The sequence below is a fragment of the Terriglobus sp. ADX1 genome (assembly GCF_036877645.1).
Classification (GTDB): Bacteria; Acidobacteriota; Terriglobia; order Terriglobales; family Acidobacteriaceae; genus Terriglobus.
Genome location: NZ_JAEDXV010000014.1, coordinates 33826 through 50573 on the forward strand (window position 1 = coordinate 33826; position 16748 = coordinate 50573).

The 16748-nt window shown below is 54.7% G+C and carries 9 protein-coding genes; 4 read left to right on the forward strand and 5 right to left on the reverse strand.

Going from position 1 to position 16748, the window contains the following annotated elements:
* Positions 1-32: 32 nt before the first annotated feature.
* The 3 genes from JAO32_RS10900 to JAO32_RS10910 form a co-directional block, all read right to left on the reverse strand.
* Positions 33-3872: a pentapeptide repeat-containing protein gene (locus JAO32_RS10900; protein WP_334240224.1), complete on the reverse strand. Its 3840-nt coding sequence runs from the start codon at positions 3870-3872 to the stop codon at positions 33-35.
* Between the two features lie 343 nt (positions 3873-4215).
* Positions 4216-5793 (reverse strand): B12-binding domain-containing radical SAM protein, encoded by a 1578-nt coding sequence (locus JAO32_RS10905; RefSeq protein WP_334240226.1) that lies wholly within the window; start codon positions 5791-5793, stop codon positions 4216-4218.
* 98 nt (positions 5794-5891) lie between these two features.
* Positions 5892-6365 carry a hypothetical protein gene (locus tag JAO32_RS10910; RefSeq protein ID WP_334240228.1) on the reverse strand — a complete coding sequence of 158 codons (474 nt, stop codon included), beginning with the start codon at positions 6363-6365 and terminating at the stop codon, positions 5892-5894.
* Positions 6366-7787: 1422 nt separating this feature from the next.
* On the opposite strand from JAO32_RS10910, the gene JAO32_RS10915 reads away from it, so the two are divergent.
* Positions 7788-9527, forward strand: a complete 1740-nt coding sequence (locus JAO32_RS10915) for a sensor histidine kinase (RefSeq protein WP_334240230.1) — start codon at positions 7788-7790, stop codon at positions 9525-9527.
* Between the two features lie 134 nt (positions 9528-9661).
* Here the strand turns inward: JAO32_RS10915 and JAO32_RS10920 are convergent, their stop codons facing one another.
* Positions 9662-10069: a response regulator gene (locus JAO32_RS10920; protein ID WP_334240232.1), complete on the reverse strand. Its 408-nt coding sequence runs from the start codon at positions 10067-10069 to the stop codon at positions 9662-9664.
* Positions 10070-11110: 1041 nt separating this feature from the next.
* Complete coding sequence (locus JAO32_RS10925) at positions 11111-12670, reverse strand: hypothetical protein (protein ID WP_334240234.1); 1560 nt, start codon at positions 12668-12670, stop codon at positions 11111-11113.
* Positions 12671-13089: 419 nt separating this feature from the next.
* Here JAO32_RS10925 and JAO32_RS10930 point away from each other — a divergent pair, with 419 nt between their 5' ends.
* From JAO32_RS10930 to JAO32_RS10940, 3 genes are all read left to right on the forward strand, one after another.
* On the forward strand, positions 13090-13359 hold the full coding sequence (locus JAO32_RS10930; RefSeq protein WP_334240236.1) for a PqqD family protein: 270 nt from the start codon (positions 13090-13092) through the stop codon (positions 13357-13359).
* Positions 13360-13466: 107 nt separating this feature from the next.
* Entirely contained in the window at positions 13467-14729 is a 1263-nt protein-coding gene (locus JAO32_RS10935) for a phosphotransferase family protein (protein ID WP_334240238.1), read from the forward strand.
* Entirely contained in the window at positions 14726-16738 is a 2013-nt protein-coding gene (locus JAO32_RS10940; RefSeq protein WP_334240240.1) for a prolyl oligopeptidase family serine peptidase, read from the forward strand. The genes JAO32_RS10935 and JAO32_RS10940 overlap by 4 nt, the downstream gene beginning before the upstream one ends.
* Positions 16739-16748 lie beyond the last annotated feature (10 nt).

The window sequence follows — 16748 nt, forward strand, 5'->3', positions numbered from 1 at the left end:
CGAAGGCAACCAATGCATGGATCAGGATGTTACTAACCTTCCCTCTCCGCACGCTTCCGCAGGAAGCCGGGTACGGTGAGGAGTGTGATCGATGTTACCAGCCATCCCAAAGCTGTAGAGGACGCCTGGAGATACCGCCAACGCCAAGCTTTTGGCTTAACCTCACAAAGCTGTTCCTGCCCTAGGTCGAGTGCCGGAACCATAGTGTCGGCAGCATAAAGGAATGCATTGATACGGTTCGGGTCGCACGGCACTTCTTCAACCCCGTCACCTTCAGGAACCTGTAAAACCGAGATTTTCTTGCCTGAAGGGTCTGAGAATAGAGTCAGTCGGCCCGGCGCGGTTTCCATGTGATTTGTTGCGAGAAAGTGACTGTTGAGCCGTGGCCGGAATGTTAATTTGCCGGACTCCGAGAAGAGCGTCGGATACACAAAGAGTCCACGCTCTACCGAAACGAGACCCGCCCCAAGACTGAGGGTAACTGCAAACATCACGAGACACCGTGTTGTGGAGAGCCCGTGGTCGAAGCCAAAATCAAAGGCCCACAACGCAAACCGTTGTAGGGGACGGAAACTGAGAAACCATGACAAGCGACGGTAACGCGAAACGCCGTATTCGACGCGACGGCGCATCGCGAGTTTGCTGCTCAGAACGGTGTTAGCCAACTTATCTTGGCCATCTTCACGAAGAACCGAGGCAAGCTGATCGTATGCTGAAGGAGCAAACTCGCCGAGCTTTGCTTTTTTAGGGGAGGCGTATTGGCGGTTTAGAAAGGCAATGTGCGCATCGGATCGAAGCTCCGGCCTCAATCCGAGAAGCTTACGCCACGCCCTTCTCATGGAGGAAAAAGGTACGAAGAAGCCTGTATGAAGATCACGTTCACAATTGCCGAAGGTGGTTTTGTCGGGGATGCGAAGAGGAGCTCTTCTGCAGACGAAACCCTGTAACTTCAAAGGCATGTCCAACCCCCATCCCGCGCCATTGTCATCGTCCAGCGAATCAACCACACACTCTCGAAGATCGATGTAACACGGAACTGGGACCCAAACCGGTTGGTCGCTGTTCTCAGCTGGTTCAGAACAATTGATATCCTCTTCGGGTTCCCGACGATTGCTGTTCTCGAGACGAAACGTAATCTTCTTTTCGAGTTCACGACTGAAGGTCAGTTTGCCTGCGACCTTCATCTGTCCAAAATCAATGACATCAACTGAACTCTCACGACGCGGGCTTAGGGCAGGTGCATCCGGCGATTCATTCGCGATTCGCTCAAGTGCCAACCCTGCGGCCATGTGCGGCCCGTCAACACATTCCGGCACATTGCCTTCTTTAGGAAACGCCTTAAAAAGCATCTCTGAAACGACATGGTCCTTCGCCAGCTTGTCGGTGTCAGACGGAGGAATCCCATAAAGTGACAGGTCACTCATCTCCAGATATCCCACACGCGAATCCCAAAGATCAATGCAGCCGTGAAGTACGCGCATTTTCGTTGCATCAACGCCCCGCTCGCACTGAAGACCCCGAAGGCGAAGAGATCCCACAAACTTCGCGTTTGAGAGATCGAGCATACGAATGGTAGCCATTTTCGCCCGGAGCGCAGGCCGTCTCACAAATCGTGCGGCTTGGCTTTGCGCCGAAAACTCTTCAACGACATGACAGGTGATCTCAACTCCCCGCATCGAAAGGCCTGCGGAGAATACTGTACTCGTAAGTTCAAACCCACCGCTGGCCGTTAACGGCAAAGTCGAATGTTTATCAAACAGACCAAGATGCGCATAACCCGACACGTGAAGTCCCACTGCGTCGAGGACTATCCCCATTCGCCCATCTCGCAGAGGCTTTTTCGGCGCATCCAGCCGCGCCCCTCCCATGTAAAGCAAGCCGGATATGCGCACGCTCCGTAACCATAGTTGGCCTGTGCTCTCGAAGCATTGCCCCTTTTTCGTCGCGCCTGAGGAAGCTATGTGCGTGAACGCTCCCTCGGCTCCTATTGTTACTGTTCCGTCATCCACCGAACTAATATTTTCGTCCTTGATCCATTTGGCGCTGAGAGCAGCATCTCCTGCGATACGCAAACACGTGAGATCAAGCACCGGTCCATTCCCAGCGGTGCTCAGGCGAGCTCCCCTCATATCGAAGTTCGCGCCGACCACAGATCGCGCGAGCCACATGCCTCCCTTTGATTCCGAACGCACGTAGTTATCGGAGTTCTTCTGTTCTAAAGGTAAAAACTGAAACGACCCTTTGATCTGCACTTGTTCCGCTACGAGGGAAGCATGCTCTTGATGTGGATGAACGACGTAGGGTAGTTCGCAGTCCTTGGGCGACCTCAGAATCGCCCCTCGAAACTCCAGATCACGGCCGATCGTTGCGCCGGACATAAGTATGAGACCGTCCGTTTGAAACGGACGGAAGTAAGGTGTATTGCTCGCCTCTTTAGAGTCACACCATTGAGCTTTCATTTGCGCTCCGCCCTCGACGGTCATTCCAACAGCGAAGAGCGCAGTACCGTAGGAATTTGCGCAGAGGTGAGCACCTGTGAGGTTGAGCGTGCCTCGGATAGTAGCGCCTCTGAGAGCCACACCGCCCTCCGAGTAAAAACCTAGACTCTCACGTCGTCTTCCACGGGGGATTGGAGCGAAACTTGGATAGAACGAGTTGAGAATGCAATTGCCGCCGACCGTCAATCCAGAGGCAAAAAGTCCGGCACGGGAATGGTGATCGGATCGCAGCTCGGCACAATGCATGTTGATCGAAGAGCCGATTCGCGCACCGGTAAGATCGATGAACCCCCAAGCTCGAAACAGTTCAATTTCGTCCCGACCTTCCCAGGCATAGTCCAACATCAAGCGGCCGCCGATCACCGTTCTCTCAGCGCTAAATGCGTTCCCCTCTAATGCGATTAGCGTGGCCCCCGAGGCACACACTGATCCGCCGATCTGACAACGTACGACGCTGACACCTCCGATTGCGCGGAATACATCAGGATTTATCTTTCTTTCAGACTGTAGCTTGTCTGCATCGTATCGGTCGTCTTGACTAATGTTCAATCGGCCTTCGATCTTGGCTCCGCGGAGATCCAGGGCGTACCACGCGTGTGGCGAATTGAAGTAGCGATACCTCCGTATGTTTTTCCCGCTACCCCCGTCGGACAGGTCGCTGCCGCGACGCTCCGCAGGACAAGCCAAGTGTGCACCACCCGCATCCACGTCAATGCCGATCTGTGCATTTCGAAGTTCGACCCAACACAGCGGAAAGGGATCACCTTCATCTTCAGCGAAGTTACAAACTTCGATTACGGGCTCCAGAGGCTCGATCGCCCGTAAAGGCTCCGCATCTTTCGGACGCTTCGGGACACGCGGACAATGGAAGTCGGAGGAGTCCTCGTGCCGCATCGTGACAGGCGAACTGGGGATGCCCTGAAATTCGACCGTGGGTCGGTCCTCGTCTAGGCTAGCCACCAAAGAGAGATCCAACGTCCCATCGACTTTAATACCATTGGCACGAAGCCACCGAAAACGCGATCCACGAAACGAGAGCTGCTCGAAATGTGACCGTGACAGGAGAATCGTCTCATCGAAGGTACAGTGGCTAAATTCCACGGGAGGTAAAGCTCGCCCGCTGGAACTGCGCGCTTCATGAAGGTCCAAGTTGCCGTGGATTGTGACGTCCTCTAAGCGGATTCGATATTTGCTGCTCCAGTGTGCCTGCGTGATCGTCTCAGTTTTTAACTGGGCAGACTCGAATGCGTCCCAAACAACAATGATCTGCGCTAAGGTATCGGCGTCGATTTCTTTCTTGAGGGGCTTACCATTACGCAGTGCTCTGATCCAATACTTGACGTGAGTAGAGACAACGGGGTTCGCGACACGCATGTCGAGCTTTCTCCAGAGCGACCCTTTTATCAGGAATATCCGTGGGCGAGAAAGGAGAATCTCGGTCGTGCACGAATAACCTTCAGCGCACCCAGATCCGTCGTGCTTACGGACTGTCGCGAGAATCTGTGTGGAGTCGCGCTGCTCAGGCTGCGAAGGGTGCCCCCAAGTCCTTCTCTTCATCGCGGAGGTGCGACGAAGAGGCATCACGACAATGCGTGCAACATTGACTGTGCTGCGCGGTGGGTCCGCGCGACGCTGTAATAGCAGGCATGGGAGAAGGATCAGTCAATCGCTGGTTGGGCTTGGAATATTTCAGTCCCAAAGGAACGATGTATACCGCTCAACCGCGGGGCTGAACTGGGGTTCCCGTAGTTAGCTGAGTCAGGATGGGGCGTCCTTTGGGACGTGGTTCCCAGGCAGGAGATTTGAGTTCAGGCATCGGCTTTGCCTGGAAGATTTTGCGTGTCTGCCGAGCAATCCACCGTGCGGACGTATTTGCTTTCTTGCGACGGGCACTGTCGGTCGAGATACCGGTTCCTGCATACATCTGGCGATAAAGCTTGGACAACAGGACGAATGCGAGTCGTGCACGCAATGTCGGTGTGCAGGCGGAGCGTTTCCAGATCGCTCCGAACTCATAAAAGCGGTCCCACACACCTTGGGTGCGATCACGGATGTCGTCAGAGCTCATGCTCGGATGTGGCGTGAACATCTTGGGTCGGATTGCCGTGGGAATTAACCAGTACCGTGTGATCGGTGTACCTTGCACCATTTCCGGACGCAACGACTGTTCTTTCTCCCAGCGGCCAAAATCAACGGTTCCGGGGAACGGCGTCATCATCACAAACTGGGCAAACGTCACATCTGCTTTAAGTGCCAGTTCGACGGTCGCGCCAAACGTGCTCGGCTTGTCGGTCGGCAGGCCAAAGATGAATGAACCTAAAACATGAAGACCGTGCGTTCGGAAGGTCTGTAGCTGCTGCACCAATCTGTCGCCTGAGTAGTTGAAGTCCTTATACACGGCCTTCAGACCTTCCGGCGTAACCGCTTCTACGCCGACAAGTGCGCCCTTGATGTTGGCCCGTCGCATAGCGTCCAGGTACTCCGGGTCTTCTGCTGACTCCATGGTGATCTGCGTAAAAAACACCATGTCCTTCGGCAGCTTTGCCAGTTCCTCCATAAGGGAAAAGCGTTCGTTCCGAGTCTGTAAGAGAGATTCGACACGTTCGAGATTGTTCTGTTCTCGTGCCAGTCGCAAGTCCGTCAGCGTGACCGGATAGAAGTTGTCATCCGCCAACGCAATGAAACGGAATCCTCTGCGTCGGAGATCTACGATCTCGTCAATGACGCTCTCGAAGGTTCTTTGTCGCGGCTTCTGTCCGTCGGTGCGCCATACAGAACAAAACGAGCAATGCTTTGGACATCCGCGAATCGTCTGCACGGAAGCCCACATGTACTTATCCGGCTGCATCAGATCCCAGCGCGCAGCCAGAAACTGGTCTCCTTCGAGCTTTCCACCTTCATATATGCGTCCGGCGCAGCCGGCCTGAATATCCAGCAGGACTTTGCCCCACGCTACATCACCGTCACCCTTCACCACGACATCTGCCCAGCCACGCGCGAAGGGCTCCTCCGGAAAGAGGGTCGCATGAATACCACCGTAGACGACCGTGGCTCCGCGCTCGTGTGCAAGCCTTCCCACCTCATATCCACGCAAGGCGTTTCCCGTATGCACGCTGATTCCAATGACATCACCAGCATGAATCGTGTCCGGATCGAGCTGCTCCAGCGATTCATCCACCAGGGTTGGGTCTCCCATCGAAGCCGGTGTCGCGGCTGCCAAAACGAACAGCCAGCGTGGAGTGATGACAGCAGTTCCGAAGGAATTGTCACTGGGGTTAATCAGGTGTACAGCCATCGCTTAAGGCCTCATCTCTCGTACGTGGTCGACAGGCGAACCGAAGCGATGAGTGCTCCATCTGGCGAAATCGTGAACTGCTTATCCGACTGAACTGACTATCCAATCTGGATGGACTGTAACGATGCAAAGACATGTTTGTCGTGCCGCCCCGGATCGATCTCGATCTCAAGCGTCGTAACATCCTTCAAGTCAAAGAAGTAATCCTCAACCTCAGTAGTCGCCCCGCGCGAGTTGAATACCCATTGCTGGCGCACCAGTTCTCTTCGTGATGAGCCAATAGAAGTCGCGAACAGCGCTATTTCCTGCGAACGATCTACCTGTTCCTCCCGAAATTCGAGATGGATGCGCTTCACGGATTGTGGATGGTCAAACCGTAGCCGTATCAGTTGCGCTCCTGGAACGGATGCTTTCCAGCCCTTTGCCGTATCGGTTCTCAGTGCTCCCTCGAAAGGATGCTGAGGGTCTTCCGACGAGAGTTCGGCACTCGCAACCCTTTCGATGTCCAGCCACGTGCCGGCTGCAGAAAGGCCATATTCGGTCCCAAATTCAGCTATGGTAATTTTCCGCATACGTGGCCTCCTTCCCTAGGATGATGGCCGTTCGGTTTTGGCCGTAGGTACTATGCGGAATACTTGAATTTAGGCCGCGTATGGATGGTGGCAGCCATTACGTACAGACAGTTTAGTGATTCACAGTGTTTTTAATTGAACGATTCATAGTGTTTTTCGTTGAACCACAGAAAGGGCATATCGCGGCGTGCATGATAACGGCCTCCCACAGCCCAATCGTGATCACACTACGGATATGTGTGATGGGATGATTCTCCCATGCGTAATAGAGTCTTAATCCTTCATCGCACAAACCAAAGACATTAGGTGTAGTGGACATAGTTATCCTTCCCACCTATGCCGTTCGTAAAGCTCAGGGTGTCGTTGTGTTAGCTGTCATATAGCCGTTTGGAGTTGCACAGTGACGTGCGCACCGCAAGAATGACGCACCTTCCGATGAGTGGCGCCGGGCCAAGTTTCGAATAGTCCGTCTCCGACCGATAGCCGCCAATCTTCATGCGAAAAACCATTGGGTCCCGAAGCTCATGCATCAACAAAGATTTGAGGAGCTTTGGTCGCTTAAACGCTATTCCTGCGTGTGAAGGCGGGCTGACGCTTGCGCCTGTATCCCTGGATAGCTGCGGTGACGCCGTGGATCGATGAGATAAAGACCGCCACTGCAATCCTGAGCAGGCTTATCGGAAAGAGCGTACAGTTCGCTGTAGAGTCTTTTCTCGCCTTCAGCCTTCTCGGCATTGCTCCAGACGAGCGTCTTTCAAGTACGCAACCGTCTTGGAGCATTTCATGAGCTTTCTCCGAACTACCGATGTGTCAAAGCATCTTGCGCGCAAACCAATCCGCAAGAGTATCGCGTTGCCGTTTCCATCCTCTGCACCGTCGAGTGGTATCGATGCGATGCCAGCGAAAGGACTCATCGGCAAGAAATGCCAACACGCAATTCACTTACTCGAGACCGAGAGAACAGCGACGACTGAAGGTTCCTGTTTCGGTGAAGACGAGGTAAGCCGGTGTTGACCCGCCAGTCTGAGTTTTGGATCGATATGAGCCGCAAATCGCCGGCTAACCCAAACATCTTCATTGCAAAAGGATGTGGGGTACGTGCAGTCGGTCGTCCCTTAACGCACACATTCGAGAGCTACGAAGAACTGCGAGACGACCTTGAAAACCTCGGCATCAAGCTTTCTTATCTGGCGGATCGACACCTCTCAGGAGGTTTGCATGCGACAGTTCAGTGCGATGAACGAACTCTCTGCTTGCTGGGCGTTTGGGACCCACAGCCAGCCTGTATAGAACTGGCGATCTTGCTGAGGGCGGGACTGGGGCCAATCGCGTCAACTGCACCTAGTACCGTTAAGCTCAATCGCCCCTAAGCCAATCGGAGTGAGAATATACTGTTTGTCATCCATGACAGCTAGCCGATGCTTGGCCTTACTGCTCGCTACTTGTTTCTTCGTTGCCGCCAGTGCTCAATCTGCGCCTCCGAAGAATATCTTCGTTCTGCACATGGAAAACTCACATGCGCCCGCAAACATCGCGGCGTCAGACGCGATTCGTCAGGTCCTTGGGCACGAGCCTACAGTACAGATATTTGAAGAATATCTCGATGAGGATCGACTGGGCGCCGATAGTGCGGCGATGGCCGATGCCTTTGCCCGCAAATATGCCGGACAGCACTTCGATCTCATCATGACGATAGGGCCGCCCTCACTGCGATTCCTCGCGCAATACGGGGAACGGCTATGGCCATCCGTTCCGAGAGTTTTTGCGGACGTCGATGGTAGGCCCTCGCAGCTTCCGCTGAACACCACCGGGGTATATGGTTTCTTTCGCTTCGCACCCACCCTCGAGTTGGCACTTCAGCTGCAACCCGATGTGCAACACATCTTCTACATCGGGGGCGGAACTCCAGGAGAGATCGCGCGACGCGGCATTGCGGAGAGCGAGTTCCGCCCATACCAGGGACGACTGGACTTCACCTACATAAACGGTCTCTCTCTGCCACAGCTTGTGAATCGACTTTCTAGCCTACCTCCACACAGCGTTGTGATCTTCACTACGTTCTTCAAGGACAAGGAGGGAAATACGTTCGTCACCGCAAACCTCGCGCCCGTGATTGCCGCCGCTTCCAATGCCCCGGTATACGGGACCCTGCAGGGAGTTCTTGGTAGCGGAATCGTAGGCGGCAGCCTGTTCGATTTCGGTGCGCAGACGAATGCGGCGGCTGAGCTAAGTTTGAAGATCCTTCGCGGTACTCCCGTCGCTTCTCTGGCCGTTGAGGAAGGCCCCCCAAATAAGGTCGTAGTCGACTGGCGGCAATTGAAGCGATGGGCGATTCCGGAGAGCAAATTGCCTCCCCACACCACCATCACATTTCGAGAGCTAACCATGTGGGAGCGCTACCGGGATTACGTTTGGATAGTTGCAGGGATACTGATAGGTCAGACACTTTTGCTAGTGGTGTTATTTACACAGGTACGAGCCCGCCAACGTGCCAATGTAGCGATCCGTGGCCTGACGATGCGTTTGATTCATGCAACCGAGGATGAACGCAAGCGCGTCGCCAGCGAACTGCATGATGATATCGGCCAGCGGCTTTCGCTCGTGTCGGCGCAGCTCGACTCAATGGTCATCAAATCGGGAAACGAAATCGAGTCGCAACCACTGAGAGAATGCCTGCAAGAGGTAGATTCTCTTGTCACGGACGTGCACGATCTATCGCATCAACTGCATTCCTCACAGGTGCAACATCTCGGCTTGGACGTTGCTTTGCAGAATCTATGCAAACGCATCGCGCAACGAAATAATCTGACCATCGAGTTGAAAGGTGCCGAGATCCTTCCGGAAATGCAACAGGAGGTGTCGCTTTGTTTCTACCGCGTGGCGCAGGAAGCTTTGAATAACATCGCGCGTCACAGTGGTAGCGACCGCGTTGAAATAAACTTCTGCGTGGCAATGGCCCGACTCACGATGATTGTGAGGGACTTTGGACATGGGTTCGAGGCAGCCAGATCTCCCGCAGGCCTCGGGCTTGTAACGATGGAGGAGCGCCTGAAAGCGATCTCTGGCACTTTCTCAGTGTCTTCCAAAGTAGGGGTCGGCACCACAATCACTGCTTCGTTACCGTTGGGTGGCGCAGTCATAGACCACGACTCCAGTGCATGATCCAGGCATCTCAGCTTAGCTTCACCTGCGATGCCTGAAACCATCTGCGGCTAACCAAACGATAAAGTCAATCAAGGTCCTCATTCGGGCCGCTCGACATTGGATAGGTCAAATCCACCGTCACCCTATGACGGCTATCCTTCAACTCGGCGGATGAGCCTGGGAGTCATGTACTGCCTTCCACTTAGCACTTCCCGAACAGCATGTACCAACTCAGAACTAGCCGACTTCTTAAGCACATAGCCATCCGCCCAACCGTTCAGGGCTCGTGTGGCGATCTCCGCGTCCTCGTTCATGGTGACGATAAGCAGTTTTGTGTTGGGTGCGGTCTCGGCCAATTGTCGACCAGCTTCCTTCACATTGAACAAAGGCATTGAAAGGTCAAGCGTGATGAGGTCAGGCCGCAACTGCACCGCCTCCCGGACAAGGCTGCGACCGTCCGACACGATACCTATCACCTCGAACTCCGGCTCAAGTAACTTGCGAAAAGCCTCCGCAAGCCGAACATGATCTTCTGCAATAAGAATCCGATGACGATTCATTGCAATCCTTCTCACAGGCAGTCCGCACATCGAGGAAGGTGTTCGGCTGATTCTTGAGTGATGTGCGCAGCAAAACTAGCCGAAGCGACAATAAACGGGCCACCGGCCCGTCCAGTATTGTCACTATGGACAGCACCTTCACTGGCGATAGTCATCTGTGATTGCAGCACATAGGCTCTCAAACGGTAGCCTCAGTTAGATTCCGCATTGATCCTTCGGGAACGTTGGAGGCGGTCGCTTGGCCGACGCGTTTCTTTCTACGGGCCCGATTCTGCGGTTGAAGTTTACACTCGCTTACGATTGAAGCATAGGCGGCCTCAGAATGCCCAGTGAACGCAGGAGACAGAGCGAGAACTCTGACGGAGTTGTCAGTCTCCATGCGATGCCCACACCTGCCCCCGGCTCCGAACAATTTGCCAAGCGGACTGCGCTACTTCTTGGGGTTGTGCCTCTTAATTGCTCTGGTTTCTGACAACGCGGTCAAACGATGCGAGGGATACGGTTTGTGCGGAGCTTCCGCTTCTTCCAGGTTTCGGGTCCTTCTAATACGAAGAAGTCCTTTTCGTACTCAAAGAGCCGCGTCACCGTCTGACGGGATCATCACAAGCAGTGCCGCGGCTTCCTGAATCGACAATATGGGCTTGGTGACGAGCGCGATAGGGCGAGCTGTAACGAGCCAATTCTCTGATGATTAGACTGACATGAGCTGACAGGGCCGCGAACGCGGGCTTTCTGAATCATGATTGAGTGCCGACAGTTCGGCATCGCAGTGCATACTGAGACGGCACAGGCGGCTCCATATGTGACTATCGGAGCGCAGTCGATCAATGTTCCTCATCCGAAACACCCCCTATCTGCCGAAGGCCCCAGCCAGAGGAACCACCTACCTTATTTAATTCACTGACGCTCTATCCATCCGTGATCTTCTACGAGCCAACGCTGACTGGGCTAAGACTGGCCGAGCCAGATGCTCCTTCGTCTCGAAAACGTCGCCGCAACGGGACCCAGTTTTATCTCACGTACATCCGCCTCGATGCGAAATCAAACAGGAACTGCCACTCCACTGACACGATGCAAGCGACTCAAATCGTCGCTCAAGAGCGAAATCGCTGTCCGGCCCTGATCGCTGCCGAAGAGTTCGTAACGACCGTGTGCAGTGCGAAGAAAGCCGCAAATGATATGTGTGCCTTTTTGAAAGGCATAGAGACGCCTGCCCCATCCTTCCCGCCCTGCGGGTTCATAGAAGGAACGATCTGAGATTAGAGAAGGTTTATCGAGGAAAAGAACCGAGCCGGGCGAGAGTTGTGGGGACAGTCCTTTCACGTCCGCGCCGTCGGGCAGTCGAACAATTCGGTCCGCGAGGGACTGCAGATTGGGAAAGGTCATCGACAAGGGTGTGGGCCATTCCGCATAGCGGTCGCGAAGTGCGTGCCAACTCTCAGCGGGCTCTGGATGACGGCCTCTTCGGCGTGTTCCCGCCACCTCGTCCAGAGCGTTTGATCGGAGCAAGGTTTCCAACGAGAGACGGCCACAATCGGATGGAAGCATCCGACCAGCATGCAGGGCATCGCTATAGCGGGTCGAGTTGCTGAGGACCATTTGGATCAACGTGTCGATGTGGGGTTGCGAGGAGGAAGGACGGCGGTATCTTCGTTCCGTGCGCTCCGTCAGTTGTCTCTGGAACACCGATTGCAGAACATGTTGAATGAACGATTTCTCCTGTCGCGGACGAACGAAGCGATGATGTTTGGCTCGGAATAGGCGGTCCCATGAGGTGTGTTCCCAGGGAAGAACCAATGGAGCTGGTCGGGGTGAAGAGGGCAAAGGCCCCAGATCGGGGTACTCAGGCAACGGCAGCGCCAGGGAAAAGACCCGCACGCGTCCCGCGATGCGAACCGCTCCAGGATAGGAGAACTCGCGTTGGCCCATCATGCGATGCTCACTGATGAGGAAGAGCTTCTTACCCGTGACAACACATCGACTACACCGGTAACCATTGCCGAACTGGAGGAGATAGATCGAACGAGGGTCTGGACGCTGTTCCTCCGGTCGCGTAATCGGCTCCACGAGCGCCGTGCATCCCGGAGGAAGACTCGATCCGAGACTGTCCTTTGTTCCGACGTGTACATAAAAAGCCCCAGGGCGTGTCCAGACTGGATCTTCCATCACACGGATTGGCAGATCGGTCTGCCACTCGGGAACGAGGTCAGGGAGAGCCGTCTTGGATCGGAAGGCCTCGACACTTCCCAACCGCAATGGAAGGTCGATGAGGAAGTCTCTGTTGTAGGGATATGCGTCAATGATGTGTGTCCGGCCCCCGTTGAGATAGATGTCAAAGTGCCGAATGGCATCGAGATCGTAGCCGAAGAGTCGATGCGCCCCGTCGAGGGTCAGGGAAAAGATCTTCGCAACGTCGAGGACGGTGCGTAACGTAGGATGTTCGCTTGTCCGGAACAAATTGTCGAGTAGGTTCTTCGTTATCGCCTCTCGTTTCTCATGGGCGATACGCTCTCGATCGTTCGACGGACGGCGTTGCCGATAGAGATTACGAAGATGAATCAACCGATCAGCGATGTCTTCTTTCGATACGGCTTGATACACGATCAAAACCTCCACGGGTTGTTGATTCGGGAGGAGAGAAACGCTTGAAACCAAGGGGACAATCCATGAGGCCTTGAGCCTTCTGAGTGCAAGTGGCCTACCGCTGCCCAAAGCAATTGGTGTGCAGCGAGACTAAATGCCATGAGACGTTTGAAGACGATCTATGTCGCAAAATCGCGCCTGCGTGAAGCATGGCGACTGTCTTGTTTTGGGAAAATACAAGCGGACGCAGACGCCATCTCCGAAACCAGTGATCCCTGTGTCATAACAATCTGATGCATCTCCTCGATCATTGCCGCGAAATGATCGGCGTAAGTTTGGCCGACTCAATGATTCGTTGTTGCGCTCATTCCGAGAGGAGTTAGTCTCACCCCCGTCGAGCTCATTTCTTCTGAGTGCAACGCCTGGGGAGGACCTTGATGAGCCATGCGGGACAAAGTCTTCGTAGCATCGTCAATCACGATGGTGCCGCTATCCTCGACGTTGACAGAGGTACCATCACGACGCTCAATACGACGGGGGCGTTTGTATGGCAGGAACTTGGTCGTGGACAGACCACGAATGCCATCATCACCGCCCTCGCAGAGCGAACAGGCGAAGCGATCCCGACCATCGCAAGAGATGTACGAGATTTCATCGAGGCTCTTGCTTCTCGAGACCTGCTCGGATCGGGAGACGACCGATCATGAGCAACAGCGATTTCGTTCCAGACATGCTGCACTGTCGCGTTCTGATTGTCGATGCGGCCTCGCGGTCGTCGCTCGTCCTAAAGCGTCCCGGAGGATATCGCCTTCCGGTGGCGCGTCTTCCATTGCACAGCCGACATGCGGAAGAACTCCGAAGGGAGCTTCTTGCACGCTGGAACGTAACTACCTTCGTTGTGGGATTCTTTTGTGATCAGTTCGATGGCACTACAAATTACGCGATTACGGAATTGCTCGCCCCCTACGCAGACGCCGATCTCACTGCGGTCCCACTGCTACACCTCCTCGATGAACATTTCGCGGGGCTTCTGAGAGACTTTGTATTTTCCTGCGTGTCGATCAACTCTCGTGAATCCATGATGCGTATCGGCTGGCTCGATGAGGCGATCTCATGGGTCGAATCGGTAACGCGAAAGAAAGTTGCAAGCAAAGCCCAGACAGAACAGCTCCATGTCGGGTCCGGGTTTTGCCTGATGAAGTTTCATCTGGATGATGGCCACGCGTGTTGGTTGAAGGCTGTCGGTTCCCCAAACATTCACGAGACTGGTGTTACGCGCTTTCTCTCGCGGCCCGATCAACCGACAGCACAATTTCTTCCTTCACTTATTGCCTTCCATGAGGAGTGGAATGCATTGCTCATGGAGGACGGTCCGATGCCGTTGCAGGAGCTACCGACCGAACCGCAGTCGGCGCTTGTGATCTTGCGAGAGGTCGTGTCCTGCCTCGCTAGGCTACAAATACACACGATCTCGCTTGTCGAACCGCTTCTGCAGCTAGGGGCGTTTGATCAGCAACTCTCGACAATCGCGGCTGACGCCGACAAGCTCTGCGGTTATCTCGACTTGGCGATGAGCCACCAAACTTCGTCGCGAGTGCCACCTATCGCGTCGAACCGGCTGCGGAAGATCTTTGAGACGCTCAAGAAGGTGTGTACATATACCAATAGCCTGGGCATCCCGACATGCTTGGTCCACGGTGATTTGAATCCTGGCAACGTGCTCCTTGGCGAACGTTGCATCTTCATCGACTGGAGTGAGGCGTACGTGGGCTACCCTCTCGCCTCTCTACAGCATGTGCTTCTCCTCAATCGAGTCATCGATGACACCGCGAGAGAGTGGGTGCGTCAGAACCTTCTTAGGATCTATTGCGGAGAATGGTGCGACCTCGTTGACCACGATCGTTTGGTCGAGGCAATCCGATATATGCCACTCATCGCGGCCGCGTCAGCCCTGTACGGACGTGGCGACTGGCTCAATTCGACTGATCGGGAATCTCCGGCACGATTCTCGTATGCACGAACTCTCGCGCGTCACATGGATCGAGCAGTTGCCACGCTCGAGCAGGAGTTCGCATGATACCCGCCCACGACTTTGAACTTCGGCCAGAAGAAGATGTGCTGCATGGCATTCACGTGCCCGATCCGTATCGGTGGCTCGAAGATCGCTCGCTTCCAGCAACGGAACAATGGATTCGTGGTCAAGCTCAACGGTGTCGGGAGTACTTCGATGGATGCCCTGCACTGTCTGAGATTCGATCCCGTGTCGAGACTTTTCTCAACGTAACTGTCGTCGATCAGCCGGTACGGATCGGGACACGCTATTTCTATCGCCGCCGCGCCAAGGGTGAGGAGCAGGCCAGCATCTATGTGCATGATGTAGCCGCGAAGCGCGAAGAAGTTCTTGTTACCGCACCGAAAGATCCCTTCGCCTCCGTCAAGATTCATCGAGTTTCCCCTACAGGGAGGCTCCTTGCCTACGAGCTGCGCTATGGGGGCACCGATAGGAGGACGATTCATGTGCTGGATGTCGAGCGTGGCATCGACCTAGACACGGACGTCGAAGCCGACTGGTTTCGAGGGCTTGTCCTGAATGAGATCGAGCGAGGTTTTTTCTACTGTCGGGACACGGATTCACTGTCTAAAGAACACACCGTTCGTTGGCATGCCTTCGATACTCTCTCTCGAGACAGCATATGTTTTCGCGTGCCGTTGACCCCTTTTAGCCGCATGTTACTGACTTCTGACGACGTTCACGTTGGCCTGATCCACATCTATCGCGACGGTCCGGATGATGTGCTCGACTTGTGGGTTGCGAGGCTTGCGGACGACTTTCCGAAGTGCTGGCATCACGTCTTTCGCAGGCAGCGACTTCCCTTCTTTCCGGTTCTTTCACAAGGGCGCATCTTCGCCAAGACTCTCGCCGGTACAGGCAACGGCAGATACGCAGAGTTTGATTGCAATGGACGTGAACTGCAAACCGCGATTCCAGAGATGCCCGGATTGCTGCGTCAGGTGATGTTAGTACGCGATGGATTCGTCGTGCAGCGTTTTTACGAGAGAAAAAACGAGATTCGATGGTGGAGCCTGGATGGCGAAGATCGCGGCGTTGTGAACCTTCCAAAAGACAGGACTGCGACTCTGTTGCCTACACTTGCTGGAGCACAAGACAGCCTCTTTCTGCGTTGCGAGTCGTTCGCTTCCGCGCCATCCATCTACGAGTTCTCTGCGATCGATAGGACGACTCAGTTATGGCAAGCGTCTTCAGAAACCCAGGACGTAGGGAAGCTTGAAGTGCTCGACAGTAGCTATGTGTCCGCGGACGGAACCATGGTCCCGATCACAGTCGTGTCCAAGGACCGGAAGGAGCAGAGACGTCCAGCGACTTGTGTCATGACGGCCTACGGCGGCTTCGGCGTGCCCGGGATGCCGCAATTCTCTGTACTGGTGAATATTCTGCTGGAGTTCGGCGCTACATTCGCGCTGCCTCACATTCGTGGTGGAGGAGACTTCGGAGCGGCTTGGCATGAAGGGGGTCGGAGGAGAAGACGCCAGACCTCGATCGAAGATTTTCTCGTCGCTGGCGACTGGTTGAAGGCCAGTGGATTTGCAAGCGTCGACGGCTTGGCCATCTTCGGAGGATCGAACTCGGGTCTCCTCGTGGGCGCCGCCCTTGTACAACGCCCCGAGCTATTTCGCGCGGCCCTTTGCATCGCACCGTTATTGGATATGGTTCGATATGAGCGCTTCGACATGGCTTCGCGGTGGCAACCAGAGTATGGAACCATCACTGATGAAGAAGACTTCTTGGCGTTGTATAGCTACTCTCCCTACCACCAAGTAAAGGAACGTGTGAACTACCCTGCGACGCTCTTCGTCACCGGCGACAGCGATGACCGCTGCAACCCAGCGCATGTCCGAAAGATGGCAGCCGCGCTGCAAAACCGAGAGGCACAGTTGGCTCCCGTCCTAGTGGATTACAGCGAGGCGCGGGGTCACACGCCGGTTCTTCCGCTCAGCATGCGGATCGAAGCATTGACAAGACGAATTGCATTCCTTTGTCGCGAGTTGGGTTTGGAATTTTCGTAGAGGTTGGTCC

Coding starts and splice junctions, on each gene's coding strand:
- JAO32_RS10900 (WP_334240224.1), bottom strand. CDS start 3,872: ATGCGTGTCGCGAACCCCGTTGTCTCTACTCACGTCAAGTATTGGATC.
- JAO32_RS10905 (WP_334240226.1), bottom strand. CDS start 5,793: ATGGCTGTACACCTGATTAACCCCAGTGACAATTCCTTCGGAACTGCT.
- JAO32_RS10910 (WP_334240228.1), bottom strand. CDS start 6,365: ATGCGGAAAATTACCATAGCTGAATTTGGGACCGAATATGGCCTTTCT.
- JAO32_RS10920 (WP_334240232.1), bottom strand. CDS start 10,069: ATGAATCGTCATCGGATTCTTATTGCAGAAGATCATGTTCGGCTTGCG.
- JAO32_RS10930 (WP_334240236.1), top strand. CDS start 13,090: ATGAGCCATGCGGGACAAAGTCTTCGTAGCATCGTCAATCACGATGGT.
- JAO32_RS10940 (WP_334240240.1), top strand. CDS start 14,726: ATGATACCCGCCCACGACTTTGAACTTCGGCCAGAAGAAGATGTGCTG.